20 protein-coding genes are annotated in these 22,123 nt (G+C 46.1%); 12 read left to right on the top strand and 8 right to left on the bottom strand.

All coding sequences use genetic code 11. From position 1 onward, the window contains the following. Positions 1 to 73 precede the first annotated feature (73 nt). Positions 74 to 1,072 carry a hypothetical protein gene (locus BLU12_RS10055; RefSeq protein ID WP_234945410.1) on the top strand — a complete coding sequence of 333 codons (999 nt, stop codon included), beginning with the start codon at positions 74 to 76 and terminating at the stop codon, positions 1,070 to 1,072. A 44-nt stretch (positions 1,073 to 1,116) separates the two neighbouring features. Here the strand turns inward: BLU12_RS10055 and BLU12_RS03185 are convergent, their stop codons facing one another. Continuing rightward, positions 1,117 to 1,902, bottom strand: coding sequence for an HpcH/HpaI aldolase family protein (locus BLU12_RS03185; protein WP_234945409.1), 786 nt, complete (start codon positions 1,900 to 1,902; stop codon positions 1,117 to 1,119). Positions 1,903 to 2,114: 212 nt separating this feature from the next. On the opposite strand from BLU12_RS03185, the gene BLU12_RS03180 reads away from it, so the two are divergent. Then, positions 2,115 to 3,122, top strand: coding sequence for a 3'-5' exoribonuclease YhaM family protein (locus BLU12_RS03180; protein ID WP_091460550.1), 1,008 nt, complete (start codon positions 2,115 to 2,117; stop codon positions 3,120 to 3,122). Here the strand turns inward: BLU12_RS03180 and mobA are convergent. Then, positions 3,093 to 3,824 (bottom strand): molybdenum cofactor guanylyltransferase, encoded by a 732-nt coding sequence (mobA, locus tag BLU12_RS03175; protein WP_091460549.1) that lies wholly within the window; start codon positions 3,822 to 3,824, stop codon positions 3,093 to 3,095. The genes BLU12_RS03180 and mobA overlap by 30 nt on opposite strands. 124 nt (positions 3,825 to 3,948) lie before the next feature. On the opposite strand from mobA, the gene BLU12_RS03170 reads away from it, so the two are divergent. Continuing rightward, a complete protein-coding gene (locus BLU12_RS03170; protein ID WP_091460547.1) occupies positions 3,949 to 4,977 on the top strand; it encodes a dipeptidase in 1,029 nt (342 codons plus the stop codon). A gap of 57 nt (positions 4,978 to 5,034) precedes the next feature. Here the strand turns inward: BLU12_RS03170 and BLU12_RS03165 are convergent, their stop codons facing one another. Further along, positions 5,035 to 5,553, bottom strand: a complete 519-nt coding sequence (locus BLU12_RS03165) for a nitroreductase family protein (RefSeq protein WP_091460546.1) — start codon at positions 5,551 to 5,553, stop codon at positions 5,035 to 5,037. Between the two features lie 187 nt (positions 5,554 to 5,740). Here BLU12_RS03165 and BLU12_RS03160 point away from each other — a divergent pair, with 187 nt between their 5' ends. From BLU12_RS03160 to BLU12_RS03140, 5 genes are all read left to right on the top strand, one after another. After that, entirely contained in the window at positions 5,741 to 7,324 is a 1,584-nt protein-coding gene (locus BLU12_RS03160) for a glucan biosynthesis protein (RefSeq protein WP_234945408.1), read from the top strand. After that, positions 7,312 to 9,702 (top strand): glucans biosynthesis glucosyltransferase MdoH, encoded by a 2,391-nt coding sequence (gene mdoH, locus BLU12_RS03155; RefSeq protein WP_091460544.1) that lies wholly within the window; start codon positions 7,312 to 7,314, stop codon positions 9,700 to 9,702. The genes BLU12_RS03160 and mdoH overlap by 13 nt, the downstream gene beginning before the upstream one ends. A 133-nt stretch (positions 9,703 to 9,835) precedes the next feature. Further along, on the top strand, positions 9,836 to 10,567 hold the full coding sequence (locus tag BLU12_RS03150) for an endonuclease/exonuclease/phosphatase family protein (protein WP_091460542.1): 732 nt from the start codon (positions 9,836 to 9,838) through the stop codon (positions 10,565 to 10,567). Between the two features lie 27 nt (positions 10,568 to 10,594). Next, positions 10,595 to 12,058: a cardiolipin synthase gene (gene cls / locus BLU12_RS03145; RefSeq protein ID WP_234945407.1), complete on the top strand. Its 1,464-nt coding sequence runs from the start codon at positions 10,595 to 10,597 to the stop codon at positions 12,056 to 12,058. Positions 12,059 to 12,082: 24 nt separating this feature from the next. Then, complete coding sequence (locus tag BLU12_RS03140; RefSeq protein ID WP_091460540.1) at positions 12,083 to 13,462, top strand: MFS transporter; 1,380 nt, start codon at positions 12,083 to 12,085, stop codon at positions 13,460 to 13,462. Positions 13,463 to 13,576: 114 nt separating this feature from the next. Here BLU12_RS03140 and BLU12_RS03135 read toward each other — a convergent pair whose 3' ends face one another. Continuing rightward, positions 13,577 to 13,840 carry a hypothetical protein gene (locus BLU12_RS03135; RefSeq protein WP_200778698.1) on the bottom strand — a complete coding sequence of 88 codons (264 nt, stop codon included), beginning with the start codon at positions 13,838 to 13,840 and terminating at the stop codon, positions 13,577 to 13,579. Between the two features lie 110 nt (positions 13,841 to 13,950). Between BLU12_RS03135 and BLU12_RS03130 the strand changes: the two genes are divergently transcribed. Both BLU12_RS03130 and BLU12_RS09930 read left to right on the top strand, forming a co-directional pair. Further along, positions 13,951 to 14,604: a lactate utilization protein gene (locus BLU12_RS03130; RefSeq protein ID WP_091460537.1), complete on the top strand. Its 654-nt coding sequence runs from the start codon at positions 13,951 to 13,953 to the stop codon at positions 14,602 to 14,604. A gap of 26 nt (positions 14,605 to 14,630) precedes the next feature. Next, entirely contained in the window at positions 14,631 to 14,786 is a 156-nt protein-coding gene (locus tag BLU12_RS09930; RefSeq protein WP_159428497.1) for a hypothetical protein, read from the top strand. On the opposite strand, the gene BLU12_RS03125 is transcribed toward BLU12_RS09930, so the two are convergent. The 4 genes from BLU12_RS03125 to trkA all read right to left on the bottom strand — a co-directional run bounded on the left by BLU12_RS03125 (position 14,783) and on the right by trkA (position 19,932). Then, positions 14,783 to 15,931: a DmpA family aminopeptidase gene (locus tag BLU12_RS03125; protein ID WP_091460535.1), complete on the bottom strand. Its 1,149-nt coding sequence runs from the start codon at positions 15,929 to 15,931 to the stop codon at positions 14,783 to 14,785. The two genes, BLU12_RS09930 and BLU12_RS03125, sit on opposite strands and share 4 nt — an antisense overlap. Positions 15,932 to 16,030: 99 nt before the next feature. Next, positions 16,031 to 16,996 (bottom strand): DMT family transporter, encoded by a 966-nt coding sequence (locus tag BLU12_RS03120; RefSeq protein WP_091460534.1) that lies wholly within the window; start codon positions 16,994 to 16,996, stop codon positions 16,031 to 16,033. An 87-nt stretch (positions 16,997 to 17,083) separates the two neighbouring features. Continuing rightward, positions 17,084 to 18,538, bottom strand: coding sequence for a TrkH family potassium uptake protein (locus tag BLU12_RS03115; RefSeq protein ID WP_091460532.1), 1,455 nt, complete (start codon positions 18,536 to 18,538; stop codon positions 17,084 to 17,086). 2 nt (positions 18,539 to 18,540) lie between these two features. Then, the gene (gene trkA / locus BLU12_RS03110) at positions 18,541 to 19,932 is read right to left on the bottom strand and encodes a Trk system potassium transporter TrkA (RefSeq protein ID WP_234945406.1); all 1,392 of its coding nucleotides are present in this window, start codon (positions 19,930 to 19,932) and stop codon (positions 18,541 to 18,543) included. A gap of 115 nt (positions 19,933 to 20,047) precedes the next feature. Between trkA and BLU12_RS03105 the strand changes: the two genes are divergently transcribed. Both BLU12_RS03105 and BLU12_RS03100 read left to right on the top strand, forming a co-directional pair. Further along, complete coding sequence (locus BLU12_RS03105; RefSeq protein WP_091460530.1) at positions 20,048 to 21,037, top strand: asparaginase; 990 nt, start codon at positions 20,048 to 20,050, stop codon at positions 21,035 to 21,037. A gap of 53 nt (positions 21,038 to 21,090) precedes the next feature. Continuing rightward, positions 21,091 to 22,092 carry a hypothetical protein gene (locus BLU12_RS03100; protein ID WP_234945405.1) on the top strand — a complete coding sequence of 334 codons (1,002 nt, stop codon included), beginning with the start codon at positions 21,091 to 21,093 and terminating at the stop codon, positions 22,090 to 22,092. Positions 22,093 to 22,123: the final 31 nt, after the last annotated feature.

Raw genomic sequence — 22,123 nt, 5'->3', positions numbered from 1 at the left:
GGATAGTCTATCAAAGCTGACGTGATTTTATCAATAATTATCAATTATCATTGATTATATGGGAGGTAAGCAAATGAAGAACAAATCCCCGAAGGCATTACTTCTTTTTTCCGGCGGACTTGATTCCTTGCTTGCCGGTGAACTCTTGCGCAGAAACGGGGTTACAGTAACTTGCCTGGCCTTTACTACTCCCTTTTTCTCCGCTGAAAAATCTATTATAGCGGCACGCCGATATAATTTCCCGTTAATTATAGCACCGCTGCCTGAAAAAGAATACATTAAACTCCTCTTCGATCCGCCCCACGGCTTTGGGAAATGCATGAATCCCTGCATAGATTGTCATACTTTGATGCTCAAAAAGGCAGGAAATTTGATGCGAGAAAGAGGATACGATTTTTTGGCAACGGGAGAAGTGTTGGGCGAAAGGCCGAAATCTCAGACGTCGCAGGCCTTGAGACATGTGGACTCTGCTTCGGGGTTTGGTGAGTATATCGTCAGGTCTCTATCGGCCAAGCTTCTTCCACCGACGGTGCCAGAACGGAATGGTTTAATAAAAAGGGAGTGGTTTCTTTCCATTTCCGGCAGGGGACGAAAAAAACAGATAGAGTTGGCAAGGCAATGGAATATCGATAGCTACCCATCCCCTGGTGGTGGGTGTCCGCTGACCGAGAAGTTTTTTTCGGTAAAATTAGAGCGATTAATGAATGCCTTAAAGGAAGATTTCTCATTCTTTCATGCAGCTTGTTTGCGCGTGGGGCGGCACTTCTTGCTCCCCGAGAACGCTCATTTGGTCATCGGAAGGGATGCAAGGGAAAACAAGCGGTTGCTCCAACTGCGTTTGCCTCACATCTTACTGTTAAATCCCATCAACGTTAAAGGTCCCGTAGCATTGCTTTACGCTCCAAAGGGAATCATATCGAAAGAAAATTTAGAAAGGGCTGCCCGTTTTGTAGCGCGTTACAGCGATCATGAAAATGGCGTCGTGCGAGTGTTCATTGCTTCGAGCGAAGACCGACTGAACATAGTAACCGGACCGGCTCACGAGGCCGAGCTTGCAAGATATAGAATATGAGCCAAAGGGAAATGGCACATATTCTATATCTTACGACATAGCTATTAGATCTTTTTGCCTTTGGATTTTACATCGGCTACGACTCGCGAAGCTGCATTAAGATATATTGATGCCTCGATGCCAAGTCCGACCAGGTTAAATCCCTGTTCGAAGCGCTTAGCCGCTTCCTCAGGGGTTGTCGCAAAGGTTCCTGCTGCCTTGCCTGCGCTTTTGCATATTTTTAAGATCTGCGTTGCAACCTCTTCGACCTTTGGATCCTGCGTTCGCCCCGGAATTCCCAGGGAAGCCGACATGTCGAAGGGCCCGAAAAAGATCATATCTACCCCTTCGATGTTCACTATCTCCTCGAGATTTGCCAAACCCGTCGTGTTCTCACACTGCAGAGCGACGAAGGTATTGTCGTTAGATTCCTTAAAATAAGATGTCATCTCCTGGCTGCCGTATTGGGCTGATCTTACTAAGGCAACTCCCCTCTCTCCGACGGGGGTGTATTTGGCTGCCTTTACCGCTTTTATGGCATCCGAGGCCTTTTCGACCATGGGAACGAGTACCCCGTCGGCGCCTGAGTCCAGCGCCCATAAAATTTCTTTCTTAGAATTTTCGGGCACTCTGACTAAAGTTGCCATCTCGTGAAGTTGTGCTACCCTTACCATGTCCTGCAGCTTTTCCACAGAATGAGGGCCATGCTCCCTGTCTAAAACCACGAAATCAAAGCCGCCCAAAGCTAATATTTCAATGGAATCGACTGAAGGCAGCACCGCAAAGGTTCCTAGAAGTGCCCTTTCATTTGTTAATCTCCTTTTTAGGATAAAGGCCATTTCTTTGTTCACTCTCCTTAGTTTTGTTTTGAATGCTTCGTTAGGTATTATAAGCCACAATTTAACATTTTGTGATATGAAACAGAGGGGTAAATTTTAAATCCTTTTAGCAGGAAAATACACGTCTGGCATTTCGGTTTCCTTCATGGTATAAAATGATGCTGAAGAGTCCGTGAAATACGAAAGGTCATGATGAAACCGATAAACAAGATAGGGTGATATAGATGTCTGATGAAAGCTGCTTGCTCATTGCTGACATAAAAGAAAACAAGAAATCGGGAGATAAGTTTAAAGCTGTCGGCTTGCTGGCTACGGCCAAACTCAAAAAAGACAAAAACGACAAGCCTTACTGGGACCTGACGATCATGGACACTAGCGGAACTTTAAATGCCAAGGCGTGGTCTGACAGCAAGTGGTGGGATGCCCGATGCGGCGAGAAGAAGTTTTTAACTTTAGATGAATTGGCCGAAATGGACTACATCTCAAAGCAACCTGTGGGAATATTTGGGGTTGTTTCGAAGTTCAAGCAGAAGCTTCAGTATCATGTAAATCAAGTATATCTTCTGGACTCCGACAAATATCCTCCGGAATCCTTCGTCGAAAAATCGCCCGTTCCCGTCGAACAAATGGAGACAGATTTTTGGGAGATAGTCGGTGAATGCGGTGACCCCATACAAACCTTTTTGCTTCAACTTTTCAGCGGCAGCTTATGGGAACAGTTCAAAATAGCTCCCGCTGCGGTGAAAAACCACCACGCTTACGTCCACGGTCTCCTTGAACATACGCTTGACGTAACTAAAAGCGCCAGATCGATAGGTGTCTCCTATTTGAAGAAGGGACTAAAGATAGATATGGACGTTTTAACTGCCGGTGCCTTGCTCCACGACATCGGTAAACTGGAGGCTTACTCCATAGATTTGATCCCTCAAATTACACTGCAGGGAGCCGTAATAGATCACATTCCTTTGGGTTACTCCATCTTTATGGAGCATGCCAAAAAATACGCCTTGGACGAAGAGACAGCTTTGGCAATTGGCCACATCATAATAAGCCATCACGGAAAGAAGGAATACGGCTCTCCCGTGTTGCCCAGCTCGCCTGAGGCCCTGATAGTCTCTGCAGCCGATGAGCTCGATTTTCTCATTTACTGTTGGGATGCAGCCTCTCCTACGGACGATCTTGCTTTGTCCGAATACAATGGGCTAGCTCAGAGGCGTTTCTGGAAGTCTTAAATTACGAAGATCCGACTCATTAATGAAGATCTCTTCAAATTCTCCGTGAGGATGGGGAAGAAGCATTTTTTCTGCTCTTGTCAGGTCGTAAAGGTCGTTTATGTTAAAAAAGGACCTATGGTAATTTTTTACTGCATTCATATCGCTTTCTTCCGAGATGGATAAATTTACGAAAGGATAAAAGTCCTTTATCTTTCTTTTGCCATGGCCGTATATGATTTCGGCTTCTTTTAAACAAGAACGGTGATAAAAGGCGTGCAAAGGCTCTAAAAAACCCTTAAATCGCGGCACCACTGCTTGCGAATTCCCATTTTTAAGGCCGAAAATATGTTTAACCAGTGATCTATTGATGAAAGGCATGTCGCATCCTGCCAGAAAAAGCCACTCCTTTTTCGAGACCCTCAACGCCTCTAAAAGCCCCAGTAGAGGCCCTTGACCTGCATCCGAATCACATATTACGTTAATGTGATAGCATGACGGCATGGATGAATGAATTGATAGAATTCGGTCGTGATCGCAGCGTGAGGTCACGACAATTATATCGTCAAAAATTTTGCTCATGTTTTGCAATACCAACTCCAGCAGGTAGGTGTGGCCCAATTTGATAAACGCCTTATTATGACCTACCCTTGAGCCTTTGCCGCCTGCAAGAATTACGGCGGTTACATCGCTAAGAGCATCTTCTTTCGCTTTAAGATCCACTTCAAGATCACCGCTATTTAAAGGACTGTTTTTGTATTATATAATCATCACGATGCTTGAAGCAAATATGTTTCGACTTGAAATTAAAATAAGTACACGATGATCTGAAGGAGGAATATTTACGATGGATCGCGATTTTCTCGCAGAGGCAAAGGAGCTTCATAAAAAATACTTCGTTGCCGATGTCCATTACGACTTGCTCCCACTGGTATGGGAAAGGCGCCAGAGAGGCGAAAGAAAGGTTATAGAAAATCATTACATTCCCTCTTTTAAAGAGGGAGGTGTCGATTTAGTGGTCTCATCGCTTTTCATTTCCGACGAATATCTGCCGGAAATGGCTTTGAGGCAAGCCTTGGATTATATAAGCGCGTTACATCAGGAGATGGAAGAAAGCCCTGGGCTTTTTGCGCTTTGTCGAAATACAGATGAAATAAAGCGGGCTAGATCTTCAGGAATAGTGGCCTTGTTGCTTTCCTTCGAGGGGGCAGAACCGCTGGGCAACGATATAAACCTGCTCAGGATATTTTACGAACTGGGGGTTAGGGGTTTAGGGATCGTTTGGAGCAGGAGAAATTACGCAGCAGACGGCTGTCACTTTGAGGCAAAAGAAGAGGGCCGAAAAGGAGGGCTGACGAACTTCGGAGTGCAACTGCTTCGGGAGGCCGAAAGGCTTGGAATGTACGTAGACATAAGCCACTTGAACGACGAAGGTTTAGATGATGTCTTAAAATTTAGCAATAAACCTCTGCTGGCCTCACACTCAAACTGCAGAAAACTTGTCCCATCCATGCGCAACCTCAGGGATGAACAAATTCTTGAAATTGCAAAACGGGGCGGCGTCATTGGCATGAACGCCTATAGCAAATTTGTCAAAGATGACGACGAAAACATCAATGCCAAGGATCTGGCGGATCATGTATGTCATATATACGAACTTGTCAGATCCTACGAGAATATTTGTTATGGCTTTGATTTCTGTGACGAGATCCATCAGCTGTCAGGGTCGGAGAGCAAGGGCTATGATTGCATTAAAGGCCACAGTCGCTGCTTTGAGCTGACTGCCGAACTCATCGCAAGGGGGATTGACGAAAAGGAAATTGCAGGAGTAATGGGCGAAAACTTTCTTAGATTTCTGGAAGTTACCATAGGCTAGGGGGACGAAAATGGGGCGAGGTCCGTCGTGTCGCAATTTGAAACCTCGCCCTATTTTTTACCATTTATTTAAATGAATCTTGTCCCACCTGAGTTCACTCGAGTCATGAGGAGCTTTTTCTTCGGCGGGATAGCCTATCGCGATAAGACAAACCACTCTGTATTCTCTCGGAATGTTCAATAAGGCGCGGACGTAATCTTCTGCGCTCACTTCCTGCGAATGCATGCGGTTTCTTATCTGTATCCAACAAGACCCCAATCCAAGGGACAAGGCAGTTAACTGCACTATAATAGCAGCTATGGATGCATCCTCTATCCAGGTATCGTTTGCCTTTTCGTTCCCGAGCACTACAAGACATAAGGGTGCTTCCTTTAAAAATGCGGAGCTTTGCCCCCTTGCGTCGGCTAATCTGCCAATCATATCCTTGTCGTCCACGAAGATGAATTCCCAGGAGTGTAAATTTTTCGAGGTAGGCGACAGAAGGGCAGCCTCCTTTAGCATTTCCAGCTTTTCTCTTTCTACGGGTATGTTTTTGAATCGCCTGATGCTCCTTCTTTTTTTCAAAAGTTCGATCATATTTACCTCTCTCCTTCCATTTGATTGTACTTACAATATAGGAGTGTCGAGCGATTGTCCAAGGGTTGATTACGTCGTTTGTCGGATGCTTTTAGATTTAACGTATATATGCTATAAATGCTTGCGGCCAAATGGGGCATAGCAACTGTTATTTTTTTGGCTTGAGGTTTGAAGGGAGTGTATTTTGGTGAGGAGCAAAATTTTAATGCTGGTAGCTGCGTTTTTTATATTGAGCTGTTTTCTTTCTTTGAAAATACATGTTGCTTACGGAAATGCGAGATCCATAGATCATCAGATAAAACGTCTAGAAGAAGATGTGTGGAAGAAGGCACAGGACCTATCGCTATCTGCCTATGAAGAGCCAACGTTAAATTTGCCCAACCCCATCGCAAACCTGACTTACGATCAGTGGCGCGATATTCGATTCAAACCCGAACAATCCCTTTGGAGGGACAGCGATTCCCTGTTTGAACTGAGGTTTTATCATTTGGGATTTCTTTATAAAACTCCTGTCAAGATCAACTTGGTAACTTCCGAAGGGATTGAGGAATTTCCCTTCGACGTAAGCCTCTTTGATTACGGGAAAAATGCATTATCCCCGGAAAACCTAAATAACTTAGGCTTTGCGGGATTCAGAATTCACTACCCTCTCAATAGAGATGATTATTACGATGAGCTCATATCCTTTTTAGGGGCAAGCTATTTTAGAGCTCTCGGAAAGGGGCAACGTTATGGCCTTTCAGCAAGGGCGCTTGCGGTAGATACAGCATTGCCCAAGGGTGAAGAATTTCCCCTTTTTAAAGAGTTTTGGATCGTCAAGCCACCCAAGAAATCGAAAAACATAACAGTTTTTGCCTTATTGGACAGCCCAAGCCTCACAGGAGCATACAAGTTTTACATTCAACCTGGCGAAAAGACGGCGGTAGACGTAAAGGCTTCAATATTCAGGAGAAAGGACGTTGAAAAGCTTGGCATTGCTCCCATGACCAGCATGTTCTATTACGGCGAAAACAGCATTTCCCTGCCCGATGACTATAGGCCTGAGGTCCACGATTCGGACGGATTGCTTATAGCCTATGAAAACGGAGATTGGGAGTGGAGACCTCTTCGCAATTTACCTCGCTTGGACGTGACGAGTTTTCCTGCTAACAATGTAGCCGGATTTGGGCTGTTGCAGCGCGATATTGACTTCGACCATTATCAAGATCTGGAAGCACGATATGACCTACGGCCAAGCCTTTGGATTGCCCCAAGGGGAAGTTGGGGAAAGGGACGTGTTGAATTGATCGAGATTCCCACTAACTGGGAAACGACGGACAATATAGTCGCCTTTTGGGTGCCCGAGGAGCTTCCTCCCCTGGGTGAGCCTATAGATATTTCCTATCGAATGAGCTGGCATTTGCCCCTCGGTTCTCCTCACGGACTCGGTTACGTTGTTGCCACTAGAACGGGAAAGGGAAACGGCGACAATACTCGATTATTCGTGGTCGATTTTATCGGCAAGGCCGTCGAGGAAATTCCTGCCGACACAGGGTTGACAGCGGTTGTCAAGGTCTCCGATGGCGGAGAACTTGTAGAAAAGGTTTTGACAAAAAACGAAGTCACCGGTGGATGGAGGCTCGCAATTCAGGTAAAGGCCAAAACGGTAGGCGCCATAGAGCAGCTGCAGCCAGATAAACGTCCTAAAATAGAAATTCAGGCCTTTTTAAAAAAGGGCGATAATTTGCCTGACCTGTTAACCGAAAAGTGGAGTTATCTATGGCAGCTTTAGCTTTGACATTTACGAAACGAGTGCTCAACTATATTTGGATTTTGGGAGTTACCACTACTCGCTCCCTTGAGATCGCTATTGAGTTTTTACATCAGATCTCTTCCAAGGGCAATACGACGTTTAGAATGTTCGACGACCTTATCGCAAAGCTGAAAGGAGACTTAGAAGAAGAGCCATCCTCGATCGACAGTCCCCGTTGGCCGAAACTCAAGGAAAAGATCTTACCTCTTTTGCTGAACAAAGGATACGGCGGCATCGCCTCTGCTCCCCCCGTAAACAGATCGTCCATGGTCCCGAGGGATTTTATGGTCAAGTTCGGCAATCTCTTCGAGACTTCTAAGAATGGGGCTAGCTGGGAAGGGACTGCTAATCGAAGAAGAACTCTTCTTGCGGCCTTGGTAGTCGGTTCTACGGCGCTTTCAACCCATTTTATGAGTTTAGTCATTCAGTTCAAAGACCGAGAAATTTTGGGTTACTTAATGTTGATAACCTTCGCGATTCTTTTTGCCTGGATTTCCGTCGGATTTTGGACAGCTCTCGCCGGGTTGGTATCGATTTTAAGGGGAGTAGATCGCTATGCTCCAAGCGCTTCGAGAAGGAAGATCGACGAACATACTAAAGTAGCGCTGGTTTTTCCCATTTACAACGAAGATACCGGAAGGGTCTTCGCTGGAATAGAGGCCACCTACAGGTCTCTCGAGAAAACTGGCATGTTGAAACATTATGATTTTTACATATTAAGCGATAGCAATGACCCCAACGCGTGGGTAAGCGAGGAGATGGCTTGGGCCGAGTGGCGCGAACGGTTAAACGCTGAGGGCAAACTTTTTTATCGAAGAAGGACGAGAAACGTCAAAAAAAAGAGCGGAAATATAGCGGATTTCTGCAGGCGTTGGGGGAAAAACTATAAATATATGGTGGTTTTCGACGCCGACAGCGTTATGAGCGGAAATATACTGACGGAGATGACTTCAATTATGGAGGCCAACCCGAGGCTGGGCATTTTGCAAAGCGCCCCCAAAGCTGTGGGAAGACGCTCGCTTTATGGACGCATACAACAGTTTGCAAGCTATGTCTACGGTCCGATCTTCGCCGCAGGTTTAAGCTTCTGGCAGCTTGGAGATGCTCAATACTGGGGACATAACGCCATCATTAGAGTTAAGCCCTTCATGGAAAATTGTGCCTTGCCGAGGCTTCCGGGCGATCCGCCCCTGGGAGGAGAGATATTGAGCCACGATTTCGTAGAGGCAGCCCTCATGCGAAGGGCAGGATACGAAGTGTGGCTTTCCTACGATTTGGAGGGAAGTTACGAAGAAACTCCTCCAACGCTGCTTGAAGAATTGTCCAGGGATAGGCGTTGGTGTCAGGGCAATCTGCAACATTTGAGGCTCTTTTTGCTCAAGGGCATAATACCGGCACATCGTTTTCTTTTTTTGAACGGAGTTATGATATATGGCTCTGGATTGCTCTGGTTTTGTTTTATATTCATGAGCTCTTTGCAGGCACTGCTCGACGTTTGGGTCGAGCCCGTATATTTTCCCAGCGAGTACGCGCTGTTTCCCGAGTGGCCCGTATGGTACCCTGGCTGGGCGCTCTTTCTTTTCATAGTGACTATCGTGTTGCTTTTTCTTCCAAAGCTTTTTGGCCTTCTGCTCGTGATGGCCAAAGGAAGACCGGAACTTTTTGGAGGCAAGATAAGGTTGACTTTGAGCGTTCTTTTGGAGACGCTTTTTTCCGTTCTCTTTGCCCCTATTAAAATGCTTTTTCATAGCAAATTTCTGTTTTTTACCCTGCTTGGGCAAAAAGTTGGTTGGGGACCTCAGGAAAGGTCCGACATTGGGATTTCCTGGAAAGATGCCCTTAAATTTCACTGGAGCAACATGGTGATAGGTCTTTTGTGGGGAGCTATAGTTGGTATGGTGAATCCCTCCTTTTGCGTCTGGCTTTTGCCCATATTGATTTCCTTTGTTCTATCGGTCTTTCTTTCCGTTTGGACCAGCAGGCCTTCGGTCGGGGAGCGTTTCAGGAAAGCTGGAATTTTCCTGACGCCTCAAGAGGTGGATCCCTCGCCCGAAATGATGACCTTGAACGAAGTCATATCTGACCCCCCTGTCTGGTTGGAATGGGGATTTAAAACAGCTTTGTTCGACCCCTGGGTAAATGCCCTACATAGAGGACTTTTAAGAAAAAACTTCAAAGCCCCGTCAGACTTAACGGAAAAGACCCTTTCGGGAGAAACGGAAAATTTGAATAACAAAGATACCATGGCAGTTTTGAGCTCTCCCGAACTGCTGTTTGACCTGCACAAAGCAATATGGAAATCTTCGGAAGATCGATTTACGGATGAATGGCGGGACCGGTTGTCATTCTTTTTATGAGCGCTACGCTTCTTCCACTTGCATTTGGCGGTTTCTATGGTTAATATACCAAGTGAGGAAAACGTCTACTTTAAATAAAATCCTTTATTATTTGTCCTTACGGTTTAAAAAGCGGACGAGGAGGAAAAGAAGATTGCGTTTTGTACTTTATAACATACGCTATGCTACGGGGACAGGTTGGGATTACCATGTTCCCTTTCCGTTTTGGGGAAGTTTCAGGAAAACTGAAAAGAATTTTGCAGATATATCGGACTTTTTGATAAAACTCAACCCTGATATAGTTGGCTTGGTAGAATCCGATGGAGGTACGTACAGGCAAAACGGCAAAAGCCAGCCCGTGGAGATGGCATCGAAGATTGGTGGGACGCCGATATTCGGATGCAAATATCATCCCAAATCCTTTATAACCAAAGCCCCGGTGTTGAAATTGCAGGGCAATGCGGTTGTCTCCAAATTACCGCCGGTAAAATCAAATATTAAATATTTCAGCTTTGGGGTAAAGAGAGCCATGTTGGAAGTGGAATACGATGACTTTGTTCTCTATTTGGTCCATTTGTCTCTCGGGCGCAAGGCAAGAGCAAAACAGTTGGAGGAATTGAGCAGGAAGTGTCTTTCGGCAGACAAGCCCGTTATCCTTGCCGGAGATTGCAATACCTTTGGTGGCGAAGAGGAGCTGGAGCCTTTGATAAGGAAGGTAGGGCTTAAAAACGCCAATGCCGACTCCATGCCGACCTATCCCAGCTCATCGCCTCGAATGTTGCTCGATTTCGTTCTCCATAGCCCCAAGATAAAGGTAACTGACCTTTTAATTCCACGGGTAACGTTTTCTGATCACTTGCCCCTTGTGTGCGATTTTGCCCTTTAGCATGAAAATATTATCGAGGTAAGGGATATGCAAGACCTTTCTACCTTGCTTCTTTGGTTGTACAATTTGACCTCATTTTGCATCCGCATAGGAATGCTTTGTTATGTCCCCCTTAAACACGAACCTCCTACAGCCGTGGCATGGTTGTTGGCCATTAACATATGGCCCTGGGGAGGTTTCATTCTCTATTCTCTTTTTGGTTCGACGGGACTGCCCAGGGAAAGGTTACGGCGGCGCCAAACATTGCTGTCGGAATTAGGCAATGCACTTCACGATATCAGGGTTAAAGTACTACAGGAAGTTAACGATCCGGTCTTAAGGGATCAACAAAAGAGAATCAGCTATATGGCCTATAAAATGGTCGATATGAGTCCGGTAGCCGGCAATAAGATGGAATTGTTGGCCGATTTAGAGGAATATTTGGACAGGTTGTGTCAGGATATAGATGAGGCCGAAAGATACGTATATCTCCTTTATTACATATTTTCATACGACAAGATGACGAAAAAACTCTTTAATTCGTTGGAAAGTGCAGCCAGACGAGGGGTTGAATGTCGTATCCTCGTTGATTCTGTCGGAGCGAAGGAATTTTTACGACAACACACGTATTTACTGCGAAGCAGCGGCGTCAAAATTGCCGAGGCTTTACCCTTAAGGTTTCTAAGAAGGACTTCCTTTACTGCAAGATATGACATAAGAAATCACAGGAAAATTGCAATAATCGACGGAAAAGTTGCTTATACCGGTTCTCACAACATCATCGAGCCCTCCTACAATAGAAAAGCCGGGGGACGTGAGTGGCACGACCTTTCTGTGAGGCTGACCGGACCAGTGGTGATTCAGCTTTTAGCAGTATGTTATGAAGACTGGTACGTTGAAACTCATGAAGATGTGCCTCTGGATAAAATGTTGTATTTTCTTCCCAGGCTGAATAAAGAGGGAAATGCTATCGTTCAGACTGTGCCTAGCGGTCCGTCGATGCAGCTGCAAAATTATCAAAGGTTGCTGGTTTTAGCTTTACTGAACGCGGAAAGACGGGTCACTATAACAACTCCCTATTTTATACCCGACAGCGAAACCATGCGCGCCATAGAAACGGCACGCATCATGGGTGTAGAAGTGAGGTTAATTGTGCCCGAGAGGGCCGATAAGCTCATAGTAGGCAGCGTCGCCAGAGCCTACTTCTCTCCCCTCCTTGAAATGGGAGTCAAAATTTACCAATATAAAGGAGATATATTACATGCCAAGACCGTTACTGTAGACGATGACTTGGCCTTTCTTGGGACAAGCAACTTCGACATTCGTTCATTCGCTTTGGATTTCGAGGTAGATTTGATTTTTTATAGCCAAGAGGAGATAAATTGCATTCTCGGGGCGCAGGAGGCCTATATGGCCCGATCCAAACTATTACACCCCAACGAATGGGAAAAAAGGCCGGCTCTGGAACGCGTGGTTTACGGAATTACCAAGCTGTTCAGTCCTTTGTTTTAATTTCTGCTGTGAGGAGTATTTGCCTTGACGGATAAGTCATTTAAAAGAAGAGTGCTTTTTGTCTCGGCAGCGGCCTCTTTCCTGGGGCCTTTTATGATATCGACGGTAAACATAGCTTTGCCGGTCATAGGTCTTTATTTCAAAGCTGACGCTGCAGATCTGGGTTGGGTCGCAACCTCTTACATGCTTGCAACGGCAGCTGCCTTAGTCCCCGTGGGAAGGGCTGCCGACATAATCGGAAGAAGGAAGATCTTTTTGTTGGGCGCTGCGCTTTTGGCAATCTTCAACTTTCTTGCATTGTTTTCTATGAATTTGACTTTCCTTATTTTCTGTCGTCTGCTGCAGGGAATAGGCGGTGCAATGATTGTTACGACGTCGGTTGCCATACTTGCTTCCATTTTTCCGCCAGGAGAGAGAGGAAGGGCTATGGGCATCAATACGGCAGCGACGTATTTGGGATTATCGATGGGGCCCTTCTGCGGCGGGATTTTAGTCCAAAACTTCGGGTGGAAAAGTATCTTCGTTTCAACGGGTGTTTTCAGCTTATTTGTTTTTTATATGATACTTCGTTATATTAAAAGAGAATGGAGGGTTGCCAAAGATGAACCCTTCGATATATTGGGCAGCGCTTTATATGTCATCTTTTTGTTATCATTTATGTATGGCATTTTTCTCGTACCTCAAGTTAAAAGCCTTTATTTCATTTCGGCCGGCATTGTAATCGCCCTTCTATTTCTAAGGCATCAATGGATTGTCTCTAATCCTGTATTCAATATAAAGCTATTTCTCGGGAATAGGAGTTTTGCCTTTTCTAATTTGGCTGCCTTAATAAATTACGCGGCAACGGCATCGGTTGCCTTTCTGTTGAGCCTCTATTTGCAATATGTCAAGGGTATATCTCCACAGCTGGCAGGGTCCGTTTTGGTGATACAGCCGGCCATCCAAGCCGGTTTTTCTCCCTTCGCAGGACGCATGTCGGATAACGTCGAGCCGAGGTACATCGCTTCTGTGGGCATGGCCCTTACGGCGTTGGGCCTCTTTTTCTTGTCGCGATTAAGCCTTGCCACATCCTTTTTTCATTTGATTTTTGCCCTCTGTTTTTTGGGTTTTGGTTTTGCCCTTTTTTCGTCACCTAATGTTAACGCCATAATGAGTTCCGTCACAAACGAATATTACGGAGCTGCCTCAAGCACTTTGGCCACCATGCGACTGCTCGGTCAAACGATGAGCCTCGCCTTGGCCACGGCAATATTTTCCGTAAAGCTCGGAAAAGCACAAATAGCTGCAAACCTCGATCTATTCTTGGGAAGCGTTAATCTGGCGTTTTTTATCTCGGCTATTACCTGTTTGACAGGTATTTACTTTTCTTACGTCAGGGGCAAGATACATATCGATAAAACTTAAGACGATCTCGTTCAGAAGCCCACGTTATACTGCTGCAAATGCCAGCCTCCTTGTAAATCGTCATGTATTGATGGAGTCTGGCATTTGCGATGATAAGCGATACGGCTAAACCGGTTAACCCCAGACCTTCTTCTCGCTTTCCTGCAGAGCCTCATAAAGGAGGGAGATCGTTTTTTGTTTTGATCGCAGAGCTTCCATCAGCTTGTTTTTAATAACCTCGTCTTCGATCATATGCCAAGTACCGGCAAGTCCGCTCATGGAATCGAGTTCGTCCGCCAGGGTTTCTCTGAGTAATTCCGCTATCTCTAAAGGATCGTCCACATGGGAATGATGATGCTCATGTTCAAAATCTCCCTCGGAAGTGACAACTTTACACATCAATATCCTCCCTTTCGTCAAGAAATGATTCGCCAATTAATGTTATCATTTTAACGGTAGGAGTCAAGCTGAAGTAATTTTATTCACAAAATATGGAGGAGGGATATTGCATGGCTGATTGGGAAAGGTTCAGAAAAAATCATTATGATCTTTTGGGTAACGCTATGGTGAAAAACTTAGAGAAAAAAGGCTATAAGGCCCTATATGTGGCAACGGCCGATGAAGCCAAGGATTCGGTGCTGGAATTGATACCCGAAGGTACCAGCGTGGGCATTCCGGGAAGCGTGACGATAAGAGAATTGGGCTTGCTTGAAGAGTTGGAAAAAAGAGGCAACCAGGTTGTCCACCACTGGGATCCGAGCCTTGCGGGAAGGGAGAGATTAAATAGGCTTCGCGATGAGCTTTTGTGCGACGTATTTTTGACGAGCGCTAATGCTATCACCATTGACGGGACTATCGTTAACATCGACGGAAACGGCAACAGGGTTGCCGGAATGGCATGGGCCATGGGGAAGATAATATATGTCATCGGAATGAATAAAGTTTGCCCCGGTGATGTAGATGCGGCTATAGCACGCGTTAAAAACTTCGCTACTCCGCCTAACGCAATGCGACTTAATATCAAAACGCCCTGTGCCTCCCTTGGCTATTGTGTGGACTGCGATTCGCCCGAGCGGGTTTGCCGTGCCATGCTGGTGCTGGAAAGGGCTCCTTCCGGGCGGGAATGTCATGTAATTTTAGTGGGCGAGACGCTGGGGTTTTAGTATGCACGACAGGTCGGGCGATTATAGTGATACCCGACCTGTTTTTTAGACCCTATCGTAAGGCAGCGGCTATCGAGACCGTCATGGATGAGCTCAAAAGAAACCTGGATGTTGTAGATGCATGTCTTGGATTGTGCGAAGGAGGTATCGTTCAACCGCTTTTAGAATCGCATATAAGTTAACATCTATGTTTTTTTATAGTTTTTATTACTTTGTTTATATCTATGCCTTCTCTGAAATTGCCGTCTCGTCCCACCACGGTTGTGGCCTTTAAAATGGAGTTCACCGCCGCTTCTTCGACAGCTTCGACCGTTGCCAGAAACAGCGGCGAAAGGGCCTCATTGGTTACCGTAGTGCCTCGTAGGGTCAGTTTGTCGGTCTCGTGGGGAACGGTATGGGCTGTTGAAAAGGCTATAAAGAAGTCTCCGGACCCGTTGCTTCCGTAAAATCCCATCCGGGCAAGTCCTAAAACTGCCCGTTTTGCAACGCGCATCAGCCCTCTGTGAAATAGGGGCGCATCCGTGGCTATGACGACCATGACGGATCCGCCAAGCTCTTTTTCAAAGAGAGGACCGCAAATTCGCTGATTTGTATTTTCAGAGTAAGGAAGATGGCCCAACTCTCTTCCGACAGGAGCTCCGTCGATTGTCAGGGCACCGTCAAAGTTTGTAAGCGCCAAAGCCCCAATGGTATAACTGCCCAACTCGGGAGGAAGAAGACGGGACGACGTCCCGATTCCACCCTTCCATCCCATACAAGAGCTCCCCGTTCCGGCACCGATGACGCCCTCCTCCACCGCACCCGACCTTGCTTCCTTTAAGGCTTCGTGGACGTGTACTTTTTTGACGTGGCGTCCTTGGATGTCGTTTAAAAATCCGTCGTTTATCTCTCCCACAACCGGATTGACTGTGCAGGTTTGAATGCCGATCTCTGGGTTTTGCGTTATCATCCAATCTATGAGCGCATCCGCCACAAGCGGGACGTTCAAAGTATTAGTAAGAAGTATCGGTGTCTCCAGATTTCCTACCTCGTTTATCTGGTGTAATCCCGTTGATTTTCCGAAGCCGTTAAAGACGAAAGCTGCAGCCGGTAGCTTTTCCTTGAAAATATTGCCCTCGTGAGGAACGATAGCAGTTACTCCCGTCCGCACTGGTCCCTTTCCCGGTTTTAAGGCTCCTTCGCCTTCAATCAAAGTGCAATGTCCCACCTTAACTCCTTTTACGTCGGTAATAGCGTTGTAATTCCCCGGAGGAAATACTCCGATATTTATGTTAATATCTCTGGCTCTTGGGCGTTCTTTTATATTTTTATCAGTTATTTTCTCCAAAGTAATTTCTCCTTAAGAATTATTATATCCCGGCACGACTTGAAATAGCGCCAATTCTTTGCCTACACTCGCACATGATCTTTTCTATGTCCAATGTCTTTATTTCTTTGAGTTAGATATACGAGTGCTGTTTTGTTCAGGAGCATCTTCATTAATTCTGGCATTAGATGGGCGGACAAACCTCTTTAGGATAAAAGCCTCAAGTTCGGTGATTACGACCCCGGCAAATACGATCATTCCGCCCAAGACGACCTGTGCGTTTGCTAGCTCTTCACCAATGAGAACGGCGAATGCGTAGCCTGAAGGGCTTTCCAGGGAAAGCAACACGGCTGCGTGCACCTCGGGGCTATATCTTTGGGCGATGGTCTGCATTAAAAAGGGAATTACGGTGACGAATAAAACTACGTAGAAAATGCCCAACCAGGCTTTGAGCGGAACCGCTCGAAAGGAGGGAAAGGGTTCGATCAAAGACGCTGAAACCGTCAGGATTACGCTTGCCGAAGCCATCTGAAGGAGCGTCAATGCTGCGGGATCTATTCTTCGGCTCAGGTTGCCCACGAAAAGAACGTGGAGCGCACACCCCAGGGCAAGCAGCAGAGAAAGCGCGTCGCCTAAGTTAAAACTCATTCCGGGAGTAAATCCCATCACTAGAAGTCCGGCAGTTGCCAGAACCGCTCCAACTGTAGCGACAGGCGACGGCATTTTTCTGTAAAATAGTGCGTACAATATGGGCACCATTACGACATAACTACCTGTTATGAAAGATTGTTTCCCGGGAGTTGTAAAGAGCAGTCCGATGATGTGAGCCACAAAGGTACCTGCCAGTAAGGCTCCCAAGAGACACCCTAAAATGATATCTTGCTTGTTTAAAAGGGATAATCTTGAGTGAAAGAGTAAATAAAGAATACCTGCAGTCAGGAGAAAGCGAACCGACAGCAGCCAAAGGGGCGACATAAAACCAAGTAACCAGTTTGTCGTTCCAAAGCCGGACCCCCAAAGCATGGCCGTAATCAAAAGCGCCATATCCGCTAAAATTACGGTTTTTCTGCTGCTTGTCGCCGTCATCTCATTTCTCCAAAGGTTTCTTTATTTCGTACACTGCATATTCATTATACATCATTATCTGTGTAAGGGTAAGAAAGGATACATAGGTCATCTTTTCCACGTGTCAGGCAAAAAGAGCGCCATCATCGGATAAAGCTCCAGACGTCCAAAGAGCATGCAGAAGGAAAGTATCCATTTGACCGGCATAGCCAGATCTGCGTAATTATCCATGGGTCCCACGTTACCCAGTCCCGGTCCGATATTCCCGAGGGTAGCAGCCACAGCGGCTATGGCAGTGATCAAATCTACCCCCAACAATGCTAACAGGAGAAAGGAAATAACGAATACGATTACATACAGCGATAAAAAGGCCAAGATGGATAGGACAATACCCCATTCCACAGTTTTGCCATTGAGCCTCATCGAATAGTGAGCCCGCGGATGAATCAATGTCTTAAGCTCGATACCGACATGTTTGAGCAGGATCATGAGTCTTACGACTTTCGTACCTCCACCAGTCGATCCGGCGCATCCTCCTATAAACATGAGGATGAGCAATAAGGACTGGGCATAAACCGGCCACTGTTCGTAGTCGGCCGTTACAAAGCCCGTGGTCGTCATAATGCTGATGGATTGGAAAGAAACGTAACGAATCGTTTTGGAGACGCTATCGTAAATATTGTTTTTAAACAATATCAGAGATATTGTAACGATGGCTCCTAAAATGACTATAAGATAAAATCTGAATTCATCATCCCGCCACCATGCGTTTAGATCCCGCCTGGCCAGCAATCTGTAATGCAATGCAAAGTTAGCACCCGCCATGAACATAAATATGGTGACAACAGAATCGACGTAAAGGGAGTTGTATTGCCCTACGCTCCCGTTCAAAGGAGAAAAACCCCCCGTTGCCATTGTGCCGAATGTATGGGTAAGAGCTTCAAAGGGAGATAAACCTCCGACATACAAAAGAAAGGCCTCAAGAGCGCTTAAAAATAAGTAAACTCCCCACAAAAGAAGAGCAGTATGATGTATTCTGGGCGTCAGTTTTTCGGGCACCGGCCCGGGCACCTCTGCGCGAAAAAGTTGACGTCCTCCCACTCCCAGGAAGGGAAGGACGGCCAATCCTAAAACGATGATCCCCATACCGCCTAACCAATGGGTTAGGCTTCTCCAAAAAAGTATTCCTCTGCCGTTGGCCTCTATATCAGTCAGTACTGTAGATCCTGTGGTTGTAAAACCCGATACGGCCTCGAAAAAGGCATCGGTATAGCTGGGAAGGGCTCCGGAAAGCCAAAAAGGTAAGGCCCCTATGGCAGAAACCGAAAGCCAGGATAACCCTACTATCACCAACGCTTCCCTTGGCCTCATATCAGTCGAGGTGGAATTGCTGCCAGCAAAAAGCAAAATTACGCTTATGGCAATTCCGATTATCATCGAAGAAAATATAGGACCGACTTCGGAAGAATTGTCTAAGTAAGCCCATGCAAGGGGCCACAACATAAAAAGCGATACTACTCCTACGATTAGTCCCAAAATTTTCGCTACGATATTGAAGCGCATGGCTATAGTCTCTTGGCACCTTTTTTATTTTCTTTTATAAACATGGACAATATTTTGTCTTCATTGGGTGCATTTATATAGAGCAATATTCTATCCCCCGGTTTCAACACAGTCATTCCGCCGGGAACAAAAATTTCATCGTTTCGTTGGACCAGGACTATAATAGCATAAGGGTATAGATGCAGATCTATAATTTTCTTGCCTGCGACAGGAGATCCTTCGCCTATCACCAGATCAACCATCTCGGCATTGATTTGTTTCACCGTGGACATGATAGCTCCTTTGGTGTTCAGGGTCACATAGCGCATTATGGCTGCCACGAGGGCTTCATGTGGGTTCACCATAGCATCTAGAGAAAGCCGATTCTCGAGTTTTCTATATGTTTCGTGCCTGACAACGGCGATAGATTTTTTTGCGCCAAGTTCCTTGGCCAAAATTGCCACAAGTATATTTAGCTCATCATTTGCCGTTGTCGCAACAAAACCATCTACATCGTCTATGCCTTCACTAAGTAAAACATCTTCATCGGCTACGTTCCCCTGGAGGATAAGGGTTTTGGTCAATTCACTCGACAACCGCTGACATTTATGAGGGTCAAGATCTATTAAACGGACGTCGATGTCTTTATAATTATTCTCAAATCTCCTGGCAACTTGAAAACCTATCTTCCCTCCCCCGGCTACCATTATGCGTTTTAATTTGAAATTTTCCTTGATGCCAAACAGACGCTCGAGTAAATGGGCATCTTTTTTCAGCGAAACGACATAGCATAGATCTCCCTCTGCCAATATTGTATTTCCGCGGGGTATAAAACCTTCCTTACTTTGTCTTTCCACGTATACAATTAAGGAATTAACGTCTGGACGAAGCTCCCTCACTTCTTTTAAGGGGCGGCCTGCCATAAGTGCTCCTTTTTTGATTCTCATTGCATATAAAGAAGCAATGCCGTCCCACAGCTCGTCGGAGACGATAATCGAGCTCATGGATAGCATGTTTTCTATAACTCCCGCTACGGATCTTTCGGGAGAGATCATTTCATCTATACCTATTGCATCGGCCCAAATGCGGTTATCGGTGAACTCAAGGTTTCTGGCTCTGGATATGGTGTGCTTAACCCCGGCTTTTTTAGCGATCCAGCATGACAAGATATTAACTTCGTCCCTATCGGTACATGCGATCAGCAAAGAAACGTCTCCGCCCTCATGTATGCCGGCCTGAGCCAGAATTTGCGGTCTGGCGCCGTTGCCTGTGATGACCATTACGTCAAGCATTTCATCGACTTTAGCTGCTCTTTCTTCATCTTGCTCTATTACGATGACGTCATGTCCTAGGTCGACCAATTTCTTTGCCACATTGAAGCCAACATTCCCTCCGCCAACAACCACGGTTCGCACCGTGAATCACCCTTCCCGTTTTATATAGTCCTCGGAGCACAATTTTAACATTACCCCCTCTTTTTTGAAACTCAAAAAGTGTTACACTTGTACTTACGTTTAGGAGGTGTTTAGGATGTCGGAAAGCTCCAAGGTCTTGCTAGTAGCTGCGGGCGGAACCATTGGCATGATGTATGATGAACGTGCTAAGGGTTACGTGCCGGGCCTGAATGCAGGAGAAATGCTTTCATGGCTTAAATCCAAAGATCTTCCATGCGAAGTAAGCGTAGTGGATTGGAGCCATCAGCCCAGCAGTCACTACAACATCAGGATGATGGCCGATCTCGTGGAATTATTGAGAAAGGAAGCCGCTCAAGGCCTTAGTGGGATAGTCGTGACCACCGGGACGGACTCCATGGAGGAAATGGCTTATTTGGTTGACCTCCTCTGGCCCTACCCCTACCCCGTGATAATTACCGGATCCATGGTGCCCCACGGAGAGTTGAGTTCTGACGGCCCTCGTAACTTATACCATTCCTTGCTTGCCGCTTCCTCCGAATCCACCTGGGGGCTCGGCGTTTTGGTATGTTTTCAGGATCAATTGTTTGCTGCCAACGAGGTTTATAAGCTCAATAGCTACAGAAAGGATGCCATGACTACCCTCAACAAGGGGCCTGTTGCCGAAATAGTGGCGAACAAGACATGTGTGTTGAAAAAGCCAAAACGCGGAAGGGTAATCGAAGAGATGGTCCAACCGGCAAAGGAAGTGGAGATCCTTTGGGCTACCTTGGGAGGCGGAGAGAGGATTTTAAAAATGCTGGCCGAGGACGAGAATTTGGAGGGGCTGGTCCTGGCCGGCTTTGGGGCTGGAAATGTAAATCCGGCATGGGTACCGCAAATAAGACAAATCGTTCGCAACGACGTACCTGTGGTCATTACCTCGAGATGTCTTCAGGCTCGAGTCCTGACTTGCTATGGCTATGAAGGGAGCGCTCAAAAGTTGATAGAGCTTGGAGTCCTTTCGGGCGGCAACCTGACTCCCCTTCAGGCCAGGTTAAAGCTGGCCGTGGGAATAGGTAAAGGCTTCACCGGAAAGGACCTGCAGAGTTATCTGCTGGATCAATAGGAAGAAGTCAAAACCTTATTCGTTTGATTTTCAGTCGAGAGGAGAAAAACACTGTGGATTACGAGACAATTTTACTGTTGTTCGATAAGGATCACCCATGCTGGGATGAAGAAACGCTAGTCTTGATCGGGGAAGATTGCAGGGGATTGAAAAAACTTGAGGACCTTGGATTCCTTGAGGCAGATAATGGGATTTACACCCTCAGCGAAAAAGGTCGTCAAGCCTTCAAAAAACTTTGCCTTGAGCAATTCATCGACGAAGAGCCCGCTACTTCTCCCAAGAGCTTTCAAGAAAAAAGACAGAGCCTCTGGCGCACCAGGCTTCAAATTCTTTTGGACAACAGCTTTACCTCGCGATGGGGGCTCAAGGAGTTTTATCCGGGAAAAGCTCTTAAATATGTGCCACCTTTAAGAGGAAACCAAATATTCAAATTAAAGGACAACCATATCGATTGGACATACCTATGCCACGAGAGCGTCGTCAAGATAAAAGAGCATTTTAACCTCACCGGCTTGAAAGCTCGGGAGGCGACTCCTCCAGGCATCGAAGAAATCAAAGCCTGGATGGAGGAAAACGGAATTTCCTGTGAATCCTTCGTTGTGGATTTGTTTTTTCTCTCTCGATACGATTTTGCCTACTACATGCAATTTCCAAAGCATCCCAACGACATTTTAGGGCTTGTAAACGCCGACAGGTTCTTTTTCTTCAAGGGCTTTACCCCCTTCGAGGATCATATTAAAGACTACATAGAAACGATAGGCAAGGTGCATCTTTTCCTGATGAATCAGCGGCACATATTTCTGCCGGGTTACTACGACCTGGATCTGGCTGATCAGGATTCGCTCAGTTGGGTGATTTGGGTTACCGAAACCGAGGAAGAAGCATTAAAGCTTGCCGGCTGTATTAAGCCCTTCGGCCAATCGCTGATTGAGCCTGCAAAGCCGATGGATATATGGATCATAAGCGCGGAAAAGCTCAAAGAGATTAGAGAAAAACAGGAGACGCTTTTTGACCTTTTCTCCTTGATAGCCCATCCTGTGGCAAGAACGATATAAACTTTTTATATTTTATAAAGGAGGTTTGTTT

The sequence above is a fragment of the Acetomicrobium thermoterrenum DSM 13490 genome, assembly GCF_900107215.1.
GTDB classification, from domain to species: Bacteria; Synergistota; Synergistia; order Synergistales; family Acetomicrobiaceae; genus Acetomicrobium; species Acetomicrobium thermoterrenum.
The sequence above is the reverse complement of the archived record's forward strand: the minus strand, read 5'-3'. Positions and strand labels throughout refer to the sequence as shown.